Genomic DNA, 15,901 nt, shown 5'->3' on the forward strand with positions numbered 1-15,901 from the left:
ACCGACCTACGTCGCTTCCGATCCCCGATCGCCGACGATCGAGTGGGCCTCGCTCCCGAACAGTTCGGCGAGCAGGCGTTGCTGGCCGATCCGGAGGTGACGATTGACCGTCGGCTGGGAGACGTCGAGCATCGCCGCGACCTCCTCGCCCGTCGACGTGCGCGGCCACTCGAAGAAGCCGGCGAAGTAGGCCGCCCTGAGCACCTCGAGCTGGCGATCGGTCAACGGGTCGAACAGCGAGGACACCAGTTCACCTCTGGTGTGCATCGCGCGCTCGACGTCGCGACGGCCGGCGAGTTCGACGCTCGGGTACGCCTGCGCGAGCATGTCGACGAACGTGCGGACCTCGGTCGTCCGCGAGACGTCGACGACGACCTCCAGGTCCGACCCATCCGCCGTGATCGATCGCGGACTCGCGCCGTGACGGAGCAGTCGCGAGACGAGTTCGGTCCCGGTAACCGTCGCCTCGAAGAGACACTGGTGGTCGGCCTCGGCGTCGGTATCGGCGTCAGCGTCCGCCCCGGAGACCAGCCGCCAGTCCGTCACGGTGACGAGGTCCTCGAGGACCGACTCGACCGCGGCCGATTCCGCCCCGTCGGTCGTGAAGAACAGGCGGGTCTCGTCGGCCGAGTGGGAGGCGACGCCCTCGTAGACGACGGTCGCGTCGGTCTCGCGGGCGATCCGCGCGAGGAAGGCGTCCGAGTCGTCGAACCGGAGCGTGAGTTCGAGGAGGACGTCGGCGTGCAGGGCGTGGCGCGTCTGGACGGCGGTGATCGAGTTGGCGATGTTCTCGCCGAGTTCCTCGAACACCGTCCGTTCGAGGTCGCCGAACGTGTCCGGCTCCGTGCCGTACACCGCGAGCACGCCGTAGGAGTACTCGTCGAACGAGATCGGGACGCAGAGACAGGACGCGAAGTCGCTGGCGAGTGCGGTCTTGCGCCACGGCTCGGCCTGTAGCTCGGCGACGACGTTCGAGACGACCGTCGATTCCTCGGCGAGCGCGGTCCGGACGGCCGGTTCCGGCCGCTCCGCGTCGGTCGCCAGCGAGACCGCGTCCAGGTACGCCTCCCCGTCGCCGTCCCACGCTCGCGGTTCGACCGCCGTCTCGCTGGCGTCGACGCCCCCGATCCACGCGAAGGCGATGTCGTCGGTGTCGACCAGCCGTTCGCAGACGGTCCGTTCGATCTCCCCGCGGCCGGTCGCCCGGACGAGCGACTGGTCGATCGAGCGGATGATCTCGTTGATCCCCATCTGGCGTTCGAGCCGTCGGTTCCGCGCCTCGAGTTCCGCGTCGCGATCGCGCAGGCTCGCCTCGCTCTCGAGGCGATCGAACGCGGCCTCGGTCGTCGCGACGAGCGTCTCGACCAGCCGTCGCGTCTCGTCGTCGATCGCCGACGGCTCGGCGACGAAGACGAACACGCCGTGGTCGCCGATCGGGACCAGCAACCCACCCGGAACGTCACTCCCGAACAGGGGCGAGCGATCGACGACCGAGACGTCGTCGAAGATCGTCTGCGTGCCGGTCACGAAGGTGTTCCAGAGCGCGGAGTCGTCGTCGCCGAGGGGAACCGGCGGCGTGCCGCCGCAGACCGCGGCGAATCCGTCGGTGAAGGCGGCCGGCTCGAACGCGTTCGCGTCCGCATCGAGGAGATAGACACCCACGCCGTGGACGTCGAGCACCTCTGCGGCCGTCTCGACGACGAGATCCGCGACCGCGGACTCCGACTCGGCCTGCAACAGCCCGCGTGCGGTCTCGTGGAGGGACTCGAGCGCGAGTTCGCGTCGCTTCCGGTCGGAGACGTCCTGTACCGAGCCTCGATACTTGCGGAGGGTCCCATCGTCGTCGTAGATGGGTTCGCCGATCGCCCGGACCCACCTGCTCTCGCCCGCGTCGGTTGCCAGCCGGGCCTCGAAATCGTACCCCATCTCGGACGCGATCGACGACTCGATCCGGTCGCGAACGAACGCACGATCCTCCGGGTGATACCCCTCGATCGCCAGTTCGAGGTCGGGAGTGACGTGACGAGGCACGTCGTGGAGACGATAGAGTTCCTCGGTCCAGGTCTCGGGCCGCTGGTCGTCCCGGACGTCCATCTCCCAGCCGCCGACTTCCGCCAGCCGCTGGACGCGCTCTAACAGGTCCGTTGCCCGCTCGAGTTCCTGCTCTCGCTCCTTGCGATCGGTGATGTCCTGGATCGATCCCCGGAGCGCGACGACCTCGCCGTCGTCGAACGCGCTCCCGGTACCGGTCGATCGACGGCCCTCGTCGTCCTCGAAGACCGGCTGAGCCATCGTGCGCATCCACCGCTCGCTCCCGTCGGCCCGGACCATCCGGACCTCGAGGTCGTACCCCTCGCCCTCCGTGATCGCCCGATCGACGGCCGAGACGACCCGCCGGCGATCGTCGGGGTGGTACCGTGCGAGCGCTTCCCGCAGATCGATCTCCGTGCCCGGCGCCTCGCCGAACAGGCGGTTGAGTTCGGCCGTGACCGAAAGCTCGTACGGCTCGGTCGTCAGGTCGAGTTCCCACCCGCCGATACCCGCGATCTGCTGGGCCTGTTCGAGCAGTTCCGTCGTTCGTTCGAGTTCTTGCTCGCGCGCCGTGCGATCGCTGATGTCGCGGACGACGCCGGCGGTACCGGCGAACGAGCCGTCGTCGGACGGCAACAGCGCCACGTGGTTCTCCGCCTCGATCGGCTCGCCCCCCTTCGTCGGCAACGCCATCTCGAACGTCCGGTACGGAGTGTCGGTCCGGAGCAGGTCGCGAACCAGTTCCTGGGCGTCTTCGAGATCACGCTGAGCCATGAACGTCGACACGTGTTCGCCGACGAGGTCGGACGGCTCGTACCCCGTCAGGGGTTCGATCGCGTCGTTGACGAACCGGAAGTACCCCTCCTCGTCGAGCGTGTAGACCGGGTCGCCGAGCGCCTGCACGATCGTCTCGTAGCGCTCGAGTTCGCGTTCGCTCTCGACTTGCTCGGTGATGTCGATGATCACACCCTCGAGACCCTCGAACGATCCGTCGCCGGCGTACATGCCACGCCCCTGTTCGCTCACCCACCGGCGCTCGCCGTCGGCCGTCTCGATCGGGTACGTTACCTGGAACGGCTCTCGAGCGGCGAGGGCCTCCTGGACCGTCTCCCAGAGGTCGTCCTGTCCCTCGAGAACGACGTCGGTCGCCCAGTTCACGTCGCCGTCGACCAGCGTCCCGGGATCGCAGCCGGTGAGCTCCGCACAGCCCTCGCTGACGAAGTCGAACGGCCAGTCGGGCTCGTTCCGGCAGCGGTAGACCATCCCGGGGATGTTGCTCATCAGCGTCGAGAGCTGGCGTTCGCGCTCGCGGAGTTCGCGCTCCCGTGCCTTCCGATCGCTAATGTCCCGGGCGATGCCTGCGATCACCGGCTTCCCCTCCGGATCCTCGAGCCCGGACGCGACGAACTCGTAGGGGATCGCCTCCCCGTTACTGGTGAACGCGTCGCACTCGAGACGCGTACTCCCGGTCTCCTGCGCCTCGGCGATCGCGTCGACGATCGCGTCCCGATCGTCGTCGGCGAAGAACTCCAGGGCGTGCATCGACGACAGTTCCGCCTCCGAGTAGCTCATCGCCTCGACGAACCGTTCGTTCCAGCGCTGCAGGCTCCCCCCGGCGTCGATGACGAAGAAGATGTCGTCGAGCGCGTCCAGCACGTCGTCGGTGTACTCCTGATAGCGCTCGAGCTGACGCTCGCGTTCGCGGAGGCGTCGTTCGGTCTCCGTGCGCTCGGTGACGTCCTGCTGGAACCCGACGAAGTGTGTGACCGCCCCCGCGTCGTTCTCGACCGGTGCGAGGGTCACCTGGTTCCAGAACGGCGTGCCGTCCTCCCGGTAGTTGCGCAGTTCGACCGACACCGGTTCCTCGGCGTCGACGGCCGCGTGCAGCCGCTCGACTGCCTCCGGGTCAGTTCCCTCGCCCTGGAGGAACCGACAGTTCCGGCCGAGATACTCGTCGGACGAGTAGCCGGTGATCCGTTCGAACGCGTCGTTGGCGTAGACGATCGGATTCTCCGGCTGCGTCGGATCGGTCATCGTGATCCCGATCGGAGCCGCCTCCAGCGCCCTGTCCGCCCGCCGGAGTACGCGCTCGTGCTCGCGGCGCTCGTAAAGGTGGGACACCCACCGCGCCAGGAGATCGGCGAACGTCTTCTCCGTCCGGGAGAACGATTCCTCGCGGGGCTCCTGGTCTACGAAACAGAGCGTCCCGTACGGATCGCCGTCGACCCGGATCTCGCTGCCGAGGTAACAGCTGATTCCCCACTCCTCGTGGGCCGGGTCGTCGGCGTGACCCCCCTCGGACGCGTGGGTGATCCCGATCGCGTCGTCGGTCCCGATCGTCCGCCGACAGAACGTCTTCGATAGCTCCGTTTCGATACCCTCCTCGACGAAGCCGGGTCCGACGGCGGTTTCGACCCGGTAGCGGCCGGTCGCCTCGTCGATGCGGGCGGTGAACCCGTTGTCCACGCCGAAGTGGTCACAGCCGAGTTCGAGCAACCGCTCGATCGTCGCCGTTCGACTCAGCGACCGGTCGGACACGATCCGGGAGAGTTCCTGCCTGGCGGCGTCGACGTCTTCGATCTCCCGTTCGCGTTCCGTCCGATCGGTGACGTCCCGGCCGGTGACGGCCGCGACGGGAGTCTCGTCGGGACCCCCGACCCGCTTCACGACGAACTCGTAGGGGACCGTCGCGTCGTCGTCCGCCTCGATCGACACCTCGACGCGCGCAGAACCGGTCTCGATCGCGGTGTCGATCGCGTCGCCGAGCCGATCGCGCTCGTCGGCGGGAACGAACGCGGTGATGGGACTCGAGTCGAGGTCGTCGTCCGCGGCACCCGTTACCCGGGAGAGAGCGCCGTTCCAGCGACGAAGCTCCCCGCCCCGCCCGACGAGGCAGAACACGTCGGCGACGCCGTCGAAGAGCGCGTCCGTGTACGTTCGCTCCCGATCGAGTTGCCCCTCGCGCTCGCGGAGGGTATCAGCGAGGTCCGCGACTGCCGCAGAGAGCCATCCGAGTTCGTCGGCCCGGTCGGTCGGGAGGGCCACGTCGTCCGCGCCGGCCGACAGCCGTTCGACCGCCGCCGCGAGGTCCGCGATCGGGTTCTCGGGCTCGTCCTGTCTCGTGAGCCCGACGATTCCGACCAGTTCCAGTCCCCCGAACGGGAGCCCGGAGACGCCGAGCCGTTCGAGCCCGATCCACTGGCCCGCGACGACGGCGACCGCGACGCCGATCGCCACGAGCCACAGTCGCCGGGCGGGAACGCCAGTCCGCACCGGCCACCGTGCCATCGTGTCACTCATGCCACCCGAGTCTACTGGCTGAACGCTCATTACAGTCGTGGATGTCACGATAGGACATACCACACAGCGGGCACGGAGTCCCCGGACCGCGTTCCCGTCCCTCTATCGGCGCAACCTTCTATACATATAGCCACTCCCCGCGAGCCGTCGCTATACAGATAATGGACATTCCAATACCAGTCGTGGTCGTAAGAGACGATGATGAACGGCTCCACCATGACACGAGAGTGCAACCGGACCAGCGTCCGCGTCGTCGAGGCCATCGCCGACGCGACGAACACGGACGTACTCGACCTGCAGCCCCCGCTGTACGACGCGATCGATCCGAGCGCGCTCGACCAGTTGGTCACGGGAGCGGAGTCCGTCTCCGTCCAATTCGACTACCAGGGGCACACGATCACGGTCCGCGGTGACGGCACCGTTGCGGTCGACGGTCGCGTCTACGACTGACGATGACGGACGGCAACCGACGCTCGACGACGGTCGGCACCGACTCCCGAAACGGGTTCGTTCGCGAGACCTACGAAGAGTACGACGTCGGCTCGATGCGGGTCGGCATGATCGCCGATCCGGAGAACGAACACGCCTGGATACAGTCCGACGTGACGGTTCCAGTCCACCCGTAACCGGGGCCGCCGCCCCCGACGCGCCGCCGTCCCCGTCCAGCGGCCGCGCCGACGCCGACCCCCGAAACGGAGCGGTCGATCGCACAGACCGGAGAACGCAGCCAGCCGACGAGGCCAGGGGTCGCCATCGTCGGCACCCACCGCGGAACCCACCCCGACGAACACAGCACCGACACATGGAACACCCCGACTGGAACTCGACGATCCCCGATCGAGCACCGTCCCTGACGTCGATCACCGTCCACTACGCCGGTGGCACGTCGGACGACGACCAGCCGGTTCGAACGAGCCTGGCCAGCAGTGACGTGGTCGAGGTTCGAACCGGACAGGACGCGAGCGGCGGTCTCGATGGACTCGAGGCGATCGACTGTGTCGTCGGCCACGCCGCGTCCGGCTCGACGACCGGCGTCTCCCTCTACGAGACGGTTCGCGAGCACGATCGCGAGTTGCCGGTCCTCCTCGTCACCGGCGCACAGCCGGACGACGTCGTCCCGGGACTCCGCTCGGACCCGTGGGTAGAAGTCGTCCGGCGAGACGCTGACGACGACCCCGTGCCGGTGCTGGAACGGCGGGTTCGCCGCCTCGTCGAGCATCGACAGCTCGTGCGGTTGTTGCGCCGGGGCATCGCCGCCGTCGAAACCGTCCACGACGGGACCGCGATCGTCGGCCCCGACGGAACCTTCGAGTACGTCAACCAGTCGTTCGCGACGCAGTACGGGTACAGCCCCGAGTCGCTCGTCGGGGCCGACTGGCAGACGGTGTACGCGGACGACGAGGTCGATCGGCTCGAACGGGAGGTCCTGCCGACGATCGAGGACGGCTGGCGGTGGACCGGCGGCTGCGTCGGCGAGCGGGCGAACGGAACGGCGTTCACCGCGAGAACCGGCGTTACCGGCCTCGATGACGGTAGTTTCGTGATCGGCGTCCACGAGACGAGTCGCGGACCCGGATCGAACCCGGACGTCCCGGAACCCGGTCGGTCCGAGTCCGGCAGTTCCGGCGGCTCTCGCAGTGCCGACGGTTCCGGCACCGCCGACGATTCGACCTGACGGACCGGCCGCTCGAGATCGGCGCGACGAGAAAGGGAGCCGCCAGTGTATCGGTCGAGCGAAACGACGGCCCGCGGATCGAGCGGCGCTACGTCCCGTGGTCCCAGCTATCCATGTAGTCGCGCTGGGTGTCCGTCAGCGAATCGAAGTCGACGCCCTCGGCCTCGAGTTTGATCTCGGCGATCTCCCGATCGAGTTCGTCCGGGACGTCGTGGACGCCAGCCGCGTACGCGTCGCCGTTCTCGACGAGTTCGCGGACGCAGGCGGCCTGCACGCCGAAACTCTGGTCCATGACCTCGACGGGGTGGCCCAGCGAGATGGGGGCGGCGAGGTTGACGAGGCGGCCCTCGGCGATCACGTTCAGCCGTCGGCCGTCTTCCATCTCGTAGGCCTCGACGCCGTCGCGGGCCTCGTAGCGATCGACCGCCAGGTCGTCGAGCGCGTCGAGGTCGATCTCGATGTCGAAGTGGCCGGCGTTGGCGAGCAGGACGCCGTCGTCCATCTTCTCGAAGTCCTCCTCGACGATGACGTCCCGGTTGCCCGTCGTCGTCAGGAAGACGTCGCCCACCTCGGCCGCTTCGGCCATCGGCATCACGTCGTAGCCCTCCATGTGGGCCTCGAGCGCGCGACGGGGCTCGACCTCGGTGACGATGACGTTCGCGTTCTGGCCCGCGGCCTTCTTCGCGACGCCCTTGCCGCAGTAGCCGTAGCCCGCGACGACGACGTTCTTGCCGGCCCACGAGAGGTTCGTGGTCATCGCGATCGAGGCCAGCGAGGACTCGCCGGTGCCGTGGACGTTGTCGAACAGCCGCTTCATGGGCGTGTCGTTGACCGCGAAGACGGGATAGTCAAGCGCCCCGTCCGCGTCCATCGCGCGCAGTCGGTGGACGCCGGTGGTCGTCTCCTCGGCCCCGCCGATGATCCCGTCGATCAGTTCGGGGTAGTCCTCGTGGATCGCGGCGACGAGGTCCATCCCGTCGTCGACGGTGATCGTCGGCTCGTGGGCGATGACGGCCTCGATCGCGGCGTAGTACTCCTCGTCGTCGACGCCGCGTTTCGCGTAGCTGGTAATCGACTCGTGAGCGTCCAGCGCCGCGCTCACGTCGTCGTGGGTCGAGAGCGGATTACAGCCCGTGACGGCCACTTCGGCGCCACCTTCCGCGAGCGTCTCGACGAGGATCGCGGTCTTGGCCTCGACGTGCATCGCCATCGCGATGCGTTCGCCCGCGAAAGGCTGGTTCGCGACGAACTCCTCGCGAACGGACTCGAGAATCGGCATGTGCTGGGCGGCCCAGTCCATCTTTCGGCGTCCCGCTTCTCGAGCGGACTCGGAATCGTCGAGTTGCTCGGTGATCGGGGGATACTCGCTCATGGGTCGACTGAGTGGGAGCGGGGCCAAAACGCTACCGAAGCGGACCCGCTCGATCCGCGCTCACGGGCGATCGACAGCAGTCGCTCGGCGTCGATCGCGCCTCTCGCAGAAAAATCGGTTCGACCGTGACGCGGCACCCGCGTTCGATCGCCGATCGATCGCGAGTGCCGCGATACTGTTCGAGAACGGCGACGGCCGTTCGAATGGGGGTGCCTCAGTGGTGGTGGGTGGGAGATACGTGCCGTCGACCGCTGTCGATCGCCTGGCTGCGTGATCGGTAGCTGGGTGGCAGTCAGTTACTGTCCGCCCGCGTGCGACGGCGGACCGCCACCGCCGCCGTTGCTCCCGGACGCCTCGTCGTCATCGTCGCTGTCTTCATCGTCGCCATCGTCCGAGTTGCCGGCGTGTTCCGGCGGCCCGCCGGCGTTACGATCGTCACCATCGTCAGGCCCGCCCGCGTGGGCCGGTGGCCCCTGCGTGTCGTCACTCGGCGGACCCGCGTGCCCCGGTGGGCCCGCGTGGTCGGGCGCGTTACCCGGGTTGTGTTCGACGACGAAGCTCGCGACTGCGAAGCCGATCGAGCCGTTCTCGTCGCTCTCGTTCTTGGTATCTTCGACGAACTGCGAGACGAGGTCACCGAAGCTCTCGCCCTCGTCGGTTTCGGTCTCGTCACCGTCGTCCGTCTCGTTTCCGTCGTCGGCGTCGTCACCGTCGTCCGTCTCGTTTCCGTCGTCGGCGTCGTCACCGTCGTCCGTCTCGTTTCCGTCTTCGACGTCGTCGCCGTCGTCCGTCTCGTTTCCGTCTTCGACGTCGTCGCCGTCGTCCGTCTCGTTTCCGTCTTCGACATCGTCACCGTCGTCCGTCTCGTTTCCGTCTTCGACGTCGTCGCCGTCGTCGGTCTCGTTCCCGTCGTCGACGTCGTCGCCGTCGACCTGCGTAATCGACACCGCGGGTTCGTCGGCGGCCGCACTCGCGGCGGCCATGCCCGGCAACGCGATCAGTGACAGGATCATAACGGTCGCCAGTGTTGCTGCGGATAGCCTGTTCATCACGATCGGGACATTCAGGGAGCCGTGAATAAACCCCGTCGGCAGTTCGGGAAGTTTGCGGGTCGTCGAAACTCCCTGAGAATAGTTTATAACGTTTATAGAGAATTTAGAGCGTTTAGATTTCGTTCACCGAGGTCGGCTAATCGGCCGACTCAGGACTCGGCCCGGTCCACCAGCGCCGCGGCTTCCTCGCGGGCCCGATCGCGAACCGCCGCTTCGTCGAGGGTCAGGACCTCGCGATCGCGCATGAGCACCCGGCCGTCACAGACGGTGTGACGGACGTCCGCGGCCGCGGCCGCGTAGGCAAGGTGACTCACGAGGTCGTGGGCGGGCGTCAGGTGCGGTTTCTCGAGGTCGATCACCGCGAGGTCGGCGGGCGCACCGGCCTCGAGACGGCCCGACTCGAGGCCGATCGCGTCGGCCGTCGCGCCGGTGAGCATGTCGACGACGGCCTCCGCGGGGACGGCGCTGGCGTCGTCGGCGGCGAGTTTGCCGAGCATGGCCGCGTCGCGGGCCTCGTCTAACATCGAGAGGTCGTTGTTCGAGGCCGCACCGTCCGTTCCGAGGCCGACGGTCACGCCGGCCTCGCGCATGCGTTCGACCGGTGCCATCCCGCTGGCCAGTTTCATGTTCGAGGCGGGACAGTGGATCACGCTCGTTCCCGCCTCGGCGAGCAGGCCGATCTCGCTCTCGTCTACGTGGACGCCGTGGGCGATGAAATCCTCCGGTTCGAGCATCCCCTTCTCGGCGGCGTAGGCCAGCGGCCGTACCCCGTGTTCCTCGACGATCGGCGTCACCTCGTCTTCGGTCTCGTTGGCGTGGTAGTGGAGCGGGACGCCGAGTTCGCGGGCCTCAGAGACGAACTCCGAGAGGTACTGCCCGTCGACCGTCGTCAGCGAGTGGGGCATAAATGCCGACGAGATCCGGCCGTCGGCCATCCCGTCGATCTCCTCGGCGACGGCGAGGCCCTCGCGAGCGTCTTCGCGCGCCTCGTCCTCGTCCTTGGCGACGGAGATCACGCCGTGACCGAGTCGGGCGCGCAGACCCGCCTCGTCGACGACGTCGGCGATCGTCGGGACGAAGAAGTACATGTCCGCGAACGCGGTCGTCCCCGATTTGATCATCTCGAGGACGCCGAGTTCGGTGCCGGCCCGGACCGAGTCGGCCGTCAACTCGGCCTCGACGGGCCAGATGTCCTCCCGGAGCCAGGCGTCGAGCGCCTTGTCGTCCGCGTAGCCACGCAGGAGCGTCATCGCGACGTGACAGTGGCCGTTGACGAACCCGGGCGTCACGAGCGACTCCGTCGCGTCGAGCGTCTCGTCGGCGTCGGCCCCGAGGTCGTCGCCGATCTCGAGGATCTCGCCGGCCGACCGATCGACCAGCACGTCCGCACGCGTCACCGTCGCGTCGGGTAGCAGTACCGTTCCACCAGTGATTGCCAGCGTCGTCATTACCGCTGCGTTCTCACCGGAATTCCTTATAGTATCGATCCATCGACGTCGGCGAGGAGGCCTCGTTCGGCGTCGGTGGAGACTCGATGCGTCGTCCGCAAAGGAAGTCGTCCGGCGACGCTCGAACGGCCGCCGCTTACGTCGCGTGGATCGATACCGATCCGATCGTGCCGAACCGGACCTCGATCACGTCCCCCGGTTCGAACGGGACCATCGGCGTCACCGAACCCGTCGAGACGAGGTCACCCTCGGCCAGGTGGGCGTCCCGGTCCGCGAGCATCCCCGCGAGCCAGCGGACTGCCGCAACGGGGGTCCCGAGGACGTCCGCTCCGATCCCCGTCGCCTCCAGGGTGCCGTTTTTCAGCACGTGCACTCCCTCGAACGCGAGGTCGATCTCGGTCGGATCGGTTGGGCAATCGCCGACGACCAGTCGACCGGCGAGCGCGTTGTCGGCGACGGCCTCGGGCGCCCGGACGTCCCACTCGTCGATGCGACAGTCGACCACCTCGATGACGGGAACGATCATCCTCGTCGCCGCGAGGACGTCGATCGGCGTCGCCGTCCCGTCGAGGTCCTCGCCGAGAACGAACGCGATTTCCGGTTCGACTCGCGGATCGATCAGCCCGTCGACGTCGAGTGGGCCGCCCGATCGGACGGTTTCGGCCGGGACGCGTCCGAAGATGGGTTCGTCGATGCCGAGTTCCTCCTGGACGCCCGGGGACGTACAGCCGACCTTGTACCCGATCGGGGGCCCCTCCTCGGGCTGGCGGCGATCGGTCACGCGTCGCTGTATCGCGTACCCGTCCGCGAGCGTCAGGTCGTGGGACCCGCGAAGGGAGCCGAGAGGGGTCCCGGACCGGTACGCCTCGAACAGGTCACCCGCGATGTCCGCACGGGTCTCCACGTCGAGTGACATACTGTCACTCTCGCACACCCGTCTATAAAGGTGGGCACGCGATCGGCCCGTCGCACCCGCATAGGTCGTCACGTTCGGCGCACCGAGCTACGGGCCATTCGCGGACGACTCCGTGACGTCCCGCGAGAGCGGGCGATAGTAGCCACTGAAAGTCAATGTGTCTGATCGCAGGACGGCTTTGCGATCAGTGCGTAAATCGATTCATACGGATTGCTGTAACTAGTTACCGTCGATCACCAGAACGGGGTCGGTGATCGGCGGTAATTGACTACAGCAGTCCGTATCAGCGGCTACTATAGAACCGATCGACGGGCGGTAGACCTATCCCCAGGCTGAACGATAAATCAGCCATGAGCGATCGCGGAAACGAACTCGAGGACGAGAGCCGACGACCGTTCGAGTCCGGAGCCGAGACGCGGACGGAACGGCCGAAGGGCCGCGACGATCGATCGGCCGCCGAGTCCGGAGACGGGACCGAGTCGATCCCGATCGACACGCCCGCAGAACCGGAGCCAGGAGCGGGATCGGACGCGACCAGTCCGGGACCGGATCGCGGACCGAACGCGATCCGCAACTGGACGGTCATCACGGCCGCCCTCGCGCTCGTCTCGGCGCTCACAGCCGTCGCCATCGTCGCGATTCACGGCGCCGCGATGCCCGCGCTCGGAGCGACCGCCCTCGGGGTCGGCTTCGCGGCGATCGCCGCGGTTTCCCGGACGACCGTCACCGACGCCGTCGGGGTACTCGCCGACGGGTGGGCCGAACACCGGCCGTACGTCTGGTTCGCGACGGGCCTGTTCGGGTTCGGGGCAATCGTCGGCGCTCTCCTCGTCGCGGCCGGGGTCGATCTGACGGAACTGCTGCTCGAGATGCTGCTGGAGGAGTTCGACGAGGAGGAACTCGCCGGCGGGATCGAACTCTCGGCGACGTTCTTCATCACCAACAACACGCCGCCGTTCCTGGCCGCGATCGGCGGCGCGCTCACGCTCGGGTTCGTGACCGCGGTCATCATGCTGTTCAACGGCGTCCTCATCGGAAACCTGGTGGTCGCGATCGGGCTGGAGACCGGCATCGGTCCCATCATCGCGCTGATCGTCCCCCACGGAATCTTCGAGTTGCCGGCGCTGTTCGTCGCCGCCGGCGTGGGCTTTCGGCTCCTCCACCGCGCCGGCCAGCGAATCGCCGGTACGCGTGATGCGCTGTTCACGCGGGCCTACCTCGTCCGGACCGGGGCGCTCGTCGTCTTCGGCTGGCTCCTGCTCGTGCTCGCGGCGTTCGTCGAGGCCTACCTGACGGTCCCGATCGCGGAACTGTTCTTCCCCGAGCAGGCCGGGTAGCGCTCCAACGAGCGGAAAATGAATGAAGAAGGGAGTTACCGGCGGAATCGATCGAACGGTCGCAGGACCGCGGGTCGGTACTCCTCGTGGGGATCGTACTTCGCGAACGCGAGACTGTTCGTCATCACGCTCACGCTCGAGGTGGCCATCGCCAGCCCCGCGAGCGCGGGGTTCAGGAGTCCGAGCGAGGCGATCGGGAGCAACGTCGTGTTGTAGACGAAGGCCCAGAACAGATTCTGGCGCACCTTCGAGAGCGTCGCCTCGGAGATGCGGATCGCCTTCAGCACGTCCGCGGGGTCGTCGCGCATCAGGGTCACGTCGGCGCTCTCGATCGCGACGTCGGTCCCGGAGCCGATCGCGACGCCGACCTGGGCGGCCGTGAGCGCGGGCGCGTCGTTGACGCCGTCGCCGACCATCATGGCTCGAGCGCCGTCTTCCTGCAGGGTCTCGACGTGGTCGGCCTTGTCCTCGGGCAACACTTCCGCGCGGACGTTGTCGGGGTCGATCCCCACCTGTTCGGCGACCGCCTTCGCGGTGCGTTCGTTGTCGCCGGTGAGCATCACGACCTCGGTGCCGCGTTCGCGCAGCGCCGCGACCGTCTCTTTCGCGCTCTGGCGGACCTCGTCGGCCACCGCGAGCGCGCCCAGCAGGTCGCCGTCCACGGCGACCGGCATCGCCGTCTTCCCGTCGCTCTCGAGTCGCGTCAGGGCCTCCTCCGCCGGTCCGGTGTCGATCCCTGCGTCCTCCAGCAGCTTCCGGCGGCCGATCAGGACGGTCCCGCGATCGGTCTCCGCGCGGATGCCGTGCCCGGGGACGTTCTCGAACTCGCTGACGTCGCCGATCTCGATGCCGCGTTCGGCGGCCCCGTCGACGATCGCCTCCGCGATCGGGTGTTCTGAGCCCGACTCGGCCGTCGCCGCCGCGCCGAGGAGGAACGACTCCAGCGGCTCCTCGCGCCCGGCGAGGATGCCACCGTCCGGTGCCGGCTCGCCGTCGCCACCGTCGGATTGCTCACCGCCGTCAGCGACTGCCCGGGAGTCGAACGTTACGACGTCCGTCAGCGTCATTTCGCCGTGGGTCAGCGTCCCTGTCTTGTCGAAGACGATCGTGTCGATGCCGCGGACCTGCTCCAGCACGTCGCCGCCCTTGAACAGGACGCCGTTGGTCGCGGCGAGCGTCGAACCGACCATCGTCGCGGCCGGCGTCGCCAGCCCGAGCGCACAGGGACAGGCGATCAGCAGGGCGGAGGCGAGCACGATCACCGAGAATTCCAGCAGCGGGACGCCAGTACCGCCGACCGTGGCGACCGCGGGGCCGCCCTGGACGGGGTCGAGCAGCGGGATCCAGCCCCCGAGCGCCGAGGAGACGCCGTACAGCGTCTCGGGGAAGAGGAACCACAGGATCGACCAGAAGATGGCGTTGACGATCACCGCGGGGACGAAGTACGCGCTCACTTTGTCGACCAGCCGCTGGATCTCCGGCTGGCGCGACTGGGCCTCCTTGACCCGATCGACGATCTGCTGAATGGCGGTCTCGGAGCCGACCTTCGTCGCCTCCACGAGGAGGACGCCGTTCTCGTTGATCGTCGAGCCGACGACCTCGTCGCCCTCGCCCTTCTCGACCGGGACGGACTCGCCGGTGAGCATGGACTCGTCGACCGCGCTCTGGCCGTCCACGACGACGCCGTCGGTCGGGATCTTCTCGCCCGGCCGGACTTTCATCACGTCGCCCGGTTCGACGTCTTCGAGAGGGACCTGCTTCTCCTCGCCACGGACGGCTTCGCCGTCCGTTCGAGACCCCTCCGGGGTCTCCCACTCGACGACAGTCGCTTCGTCGGCCTCCATCTCCAGGAGTTCGCGCAGGGCGCTACCCGCGCGGGCCTTCGATCGGACCTCGAGCCAGTTCCCCAGCGTGATGAACCAGAGGATGAAGGCGACGGCCTCGAAGTAGAGGCCGGCGCTCCCGACGAGGCCGACGAGTGCGGCCGTACTGTAGACGTAGCCCGCCGACGACCCCATGGCGACCAGCGTATCCATGTTCGCCCGCCGGTTGTGGGAAAACGCGCGGTAGGCACCGACGAGGAACTCCCTGCCGAGCGTGGCCATCAGGACCGTCGCGAGGACGAACTCGATCCAGCCGAGATCGATCCCGAACACGGCATGGGGCAGGTCCACGAGGCCGAACATCGCGAGCATGATCGGCACGAACGGGAGCGTCAGCAGACCGCCACCGATCACCAGTCGACGCTGCCGGCGCAGTTCCTTCTCGACGGCGCGCTCGCGCCCGCTCTCCCCGCTCTCCTCGTCTTCGTCGCGAACCGGTTCGTAGCCGGCCGACTCGATCGCGTCGTGGATCTCTGACAGCGAGACGTCGGCGGGATTGTACTCGACCCGGGCCTCGTCCGACGCAAAGTTCACGTCCGCCCGAAGCACCCCGGGCAGAGCCTCGACGGACTCGCTCACCGACTCCGAACAGGTCGCACACGACATCCCCATCACGGTGATCGTCTCCGCCGCCGCCGCGGCCTCGTAGCCGGCCGACTCGATCGCGTCGTAGATCTCGGCCAGCGAGACCGCGTCGGGGTCGTACTCGACAGTCCCTTCGTCGGTCGCGTAGTTCGCGTTCACCGACTCGACGCCCTCGAGAGCCGCCACGGCCTCCTCGACGCTCCCCGAACACGTCGAACAGGACATTCCCGTGATCTCGAGGTGTGCTTGTCTGGTGTTCATGTGTGGAGGGGTACGGGCTACACGTTCAAGCGGATTGTGAC

10 protein-coding genes are annotated in these 15,901 nt (G+C 67.8%); 4 read left to right on the forward strand and 6 right to left on the reverse strand.

Annotation, left to right across the window (positions count from 1 at the left end; translation table 11 throughout):
* Window positions 1–6: 6 nt before the first annotated feature.
* On the reverse strand, window positions 7–5,331 hold the full coding sequence (locus MUN73_RS02165; RefSeq protein WP_250138807.1) for a PAS domain S-box protein: 5,325 nt from the start codon (window positions 5,329–5,331) through the stop codon (window positions 7–9).
* A gap of 216 nt (window positions 5,332–5,547) precedes the next feature.
* Between MUN73_RS02165 and MUN73_RS02170 the strand changes: the two genes are divergently transcribed.
* The 3 genes from MUN73_RS02170 to MUN73_RS02180 all read left to right on the forward strand — a co-directional run bounded on the left by MUN73_RS02170 (window position 5,548) and on the right by MUN73_RS02180 (window position 7,006).
* A complete protein-coding gene (locus tag MUN73_RS02170; RefSeq protein WP_250138808.1) occupies window positions 5,548–5,781 on the forward strand; it encodes a HalOD1 output domain-containing protein in 234 nt (77 codons plus the stop codon).
* A gap of 2 nt (window positions 5,782–5,783) precedes the next feature.
* Window positions 5,784–5,957, forward strand: coding sequence for a hypothetical protein (locus tag MUN73_RS02175; protein ID WP_250138809.1), 174 nt, complete (start codon window positions 5,784–5,786; stop codon window positions 5,955–5,957).
* A 176-nt stretch (window positions 5,958–6,133) separates the two neighbouring features.
* Entirely contained in the window at window positions 6,134–7,006 is an 873-nt protein-coding gene (locus MUN73_RS02180) for a PAS domain S-box protein (protein WP_250138810.1), read from the forward strand.
* Window positions 7,007–7,094: 88 nt separating this feature from the next.
* On the opposite strand, the gene MUN73_RS02185 is transcribed toward MUN73_RS02180, so the two are convergent.
* The 4 genes from MUN73_RS02185 to MUN73_RS02200 form a co-directional block, all read right to left on the reverse strand.
* A complete protein-coding gene (locus MUN73_RS02185; protein WP_250138811.1) occupies window positions 7,095–8,378 on the reverse strand; it encodes an adenosylhomocysteinase in 1,284 nt (427 codons plus the stop codon).
* A gap of 296 nt (window positions 8,379–8,674) precedes the next feature.
* On the reverse strand, window positions 8,675–9,391 hold the full coding sequence (locus MUN73_RS02190; protein ID WP_250138812.1) for a hypothetical protein: 717 nt from the start codon (window positions 9,389–9,391) through the stop codon (window positions 8,675–8,677).
* Window positions 9,392–9,579: 188 nt separating this feature from the next.
* Window positions 9,580–10,878, reverse strand: coding sequence for an amidohydrolase (locus MUN73_RS02195; RefSeq protein WP_250138813.1), 1,299 nt, complete (start codon window positions 10,876–10,878; stop codon window positions 9,580–9,582).
* A gap of 136 nt (window positions 10,879–11,014) precedes the next feature.
* Entirely contained in the window at window positions 11,015–11,794 is a 780-nt protein-coding gene (locus MUN73_RS02200; RefSeq protein WP_250138814.1) for a 2-keto-4-pentenoate hydratase, read from the reverse strand.
* Between the two features lie 350 nt (window positions 11,795–12,144).
* Between MUN73_RS02200 and MUN73_RS02205 the strand changes: the two genes are divergently transcribed.
* Complete coding sequence (locus MUN73_RS02205; protein ID WP_250138815.1) at window positions 12,145–13,131, forward strand: stage II sporulation protein M; 987 nt, start codon at window positions 12,145–12,147, stop codon at window positions 13,129–13,131.
* A 35-nt stretch (window positions 13,132–13,166) separates the two neighbouring features.
* Here MUN73_RS02205 and MUN73_RS02210 read toward each other — a convergent pair whose 3' ends face one another.
* A complete protein-coding gene (locus MUN73_RS02210) occupies window positions 13,167–15,860 on the reverse strand; it encodes a heavy metal translocating P-type ATPase (RefSeq protein ID WP_250138816.1) in 2,694 nt (897 codons plus the stop codon).
* Window positions 15,861–15,901: the final 41 nt, after the last annotated feature.

It is taken from the genome of Halosolutus amylolyticus (assembly GCF_023566055.1).
GTDB classification, from domain to species: Archaea; Halobacteriota; Halobacteria; order Halobacteriales; family Natrialbaceae; genus Halosolutus; species Halosolutus amylolyticus.

Excerpts from the sequence above, each read along its gene's own strand:
- MUN73_RS02180 (WP_250138810.1), top strand. The coding sequence starts at position 6,134 with ATGGAACACCCCGACTGGAACTCGACGATCCCCGATCGAGCACCGTCC.
- MUN73_RS02205 (WP_250138815.1), top strand. The coding sequence starts at position 12,145 with ATGAGCGATCGCGGAAACGAACTCGAGGACGAGAGCCGACGACCGTTC.
- MUN73_RS02210 (WP_250138816.1), bottom strand. The coding sequence starts at position 15,860 with ATGAACACCAGACAAGCACACCTCGAGATCACGGGAATGTCCTGTTCG.
- MUN73_RS02185 (WP_250138811.1), bottom strand. The coding sequence starts at position 8,378 with ATGAGCGAGTATCCCCCGATCACCGAGCAACTCGACGATTCCGAGTCC.
- MUN73_RS02175 (WP_250138809.1), top strand. The coding sequence starts at position 5,784 with ATGACGGACGGCAACCGACGCTCGACGACGGTCGGCACCGACTCCCGA.
- MUN73_RS02190 (WP_250138812.1), bottom strand. The coding sequence starts at position 9,391 with ATGATCCTGTCACTGATCGCGTTGCCGGGCATGGCCGCCGCGAGTGCG.
- MUN73_RS02195 (WP_250138813.1), bottom strand. The coding sequence starts at position 10,878 with ATGACGACGCTGGCAATCACTGGTGGAACGGTACTGCTACCCGACGCG.
- MUN73_RS02165 (WP_250138807.1), bottom strand. The coding sequence starts at position 5,331 with ATGAGTGACACGATGGCACGGTGGCCGGTGCGGACTGGCGTTCCCGCC.
- MUN73_RS02170 (WP_250138808.1), top strand. The coding sequence starts at position 5,548 with ATGACACGAGAGTGCAACCGGACCAGCGTCCGCGTCGTCGAGGCCATC.
- MUN73_RS02200 (WP_250138814.1), bottom strand. The coding sequence starts at position 11,794 with ATGTCACTCGACGTGGAGACCCGTGCGGACATCGCGGGTGACCTGTTC.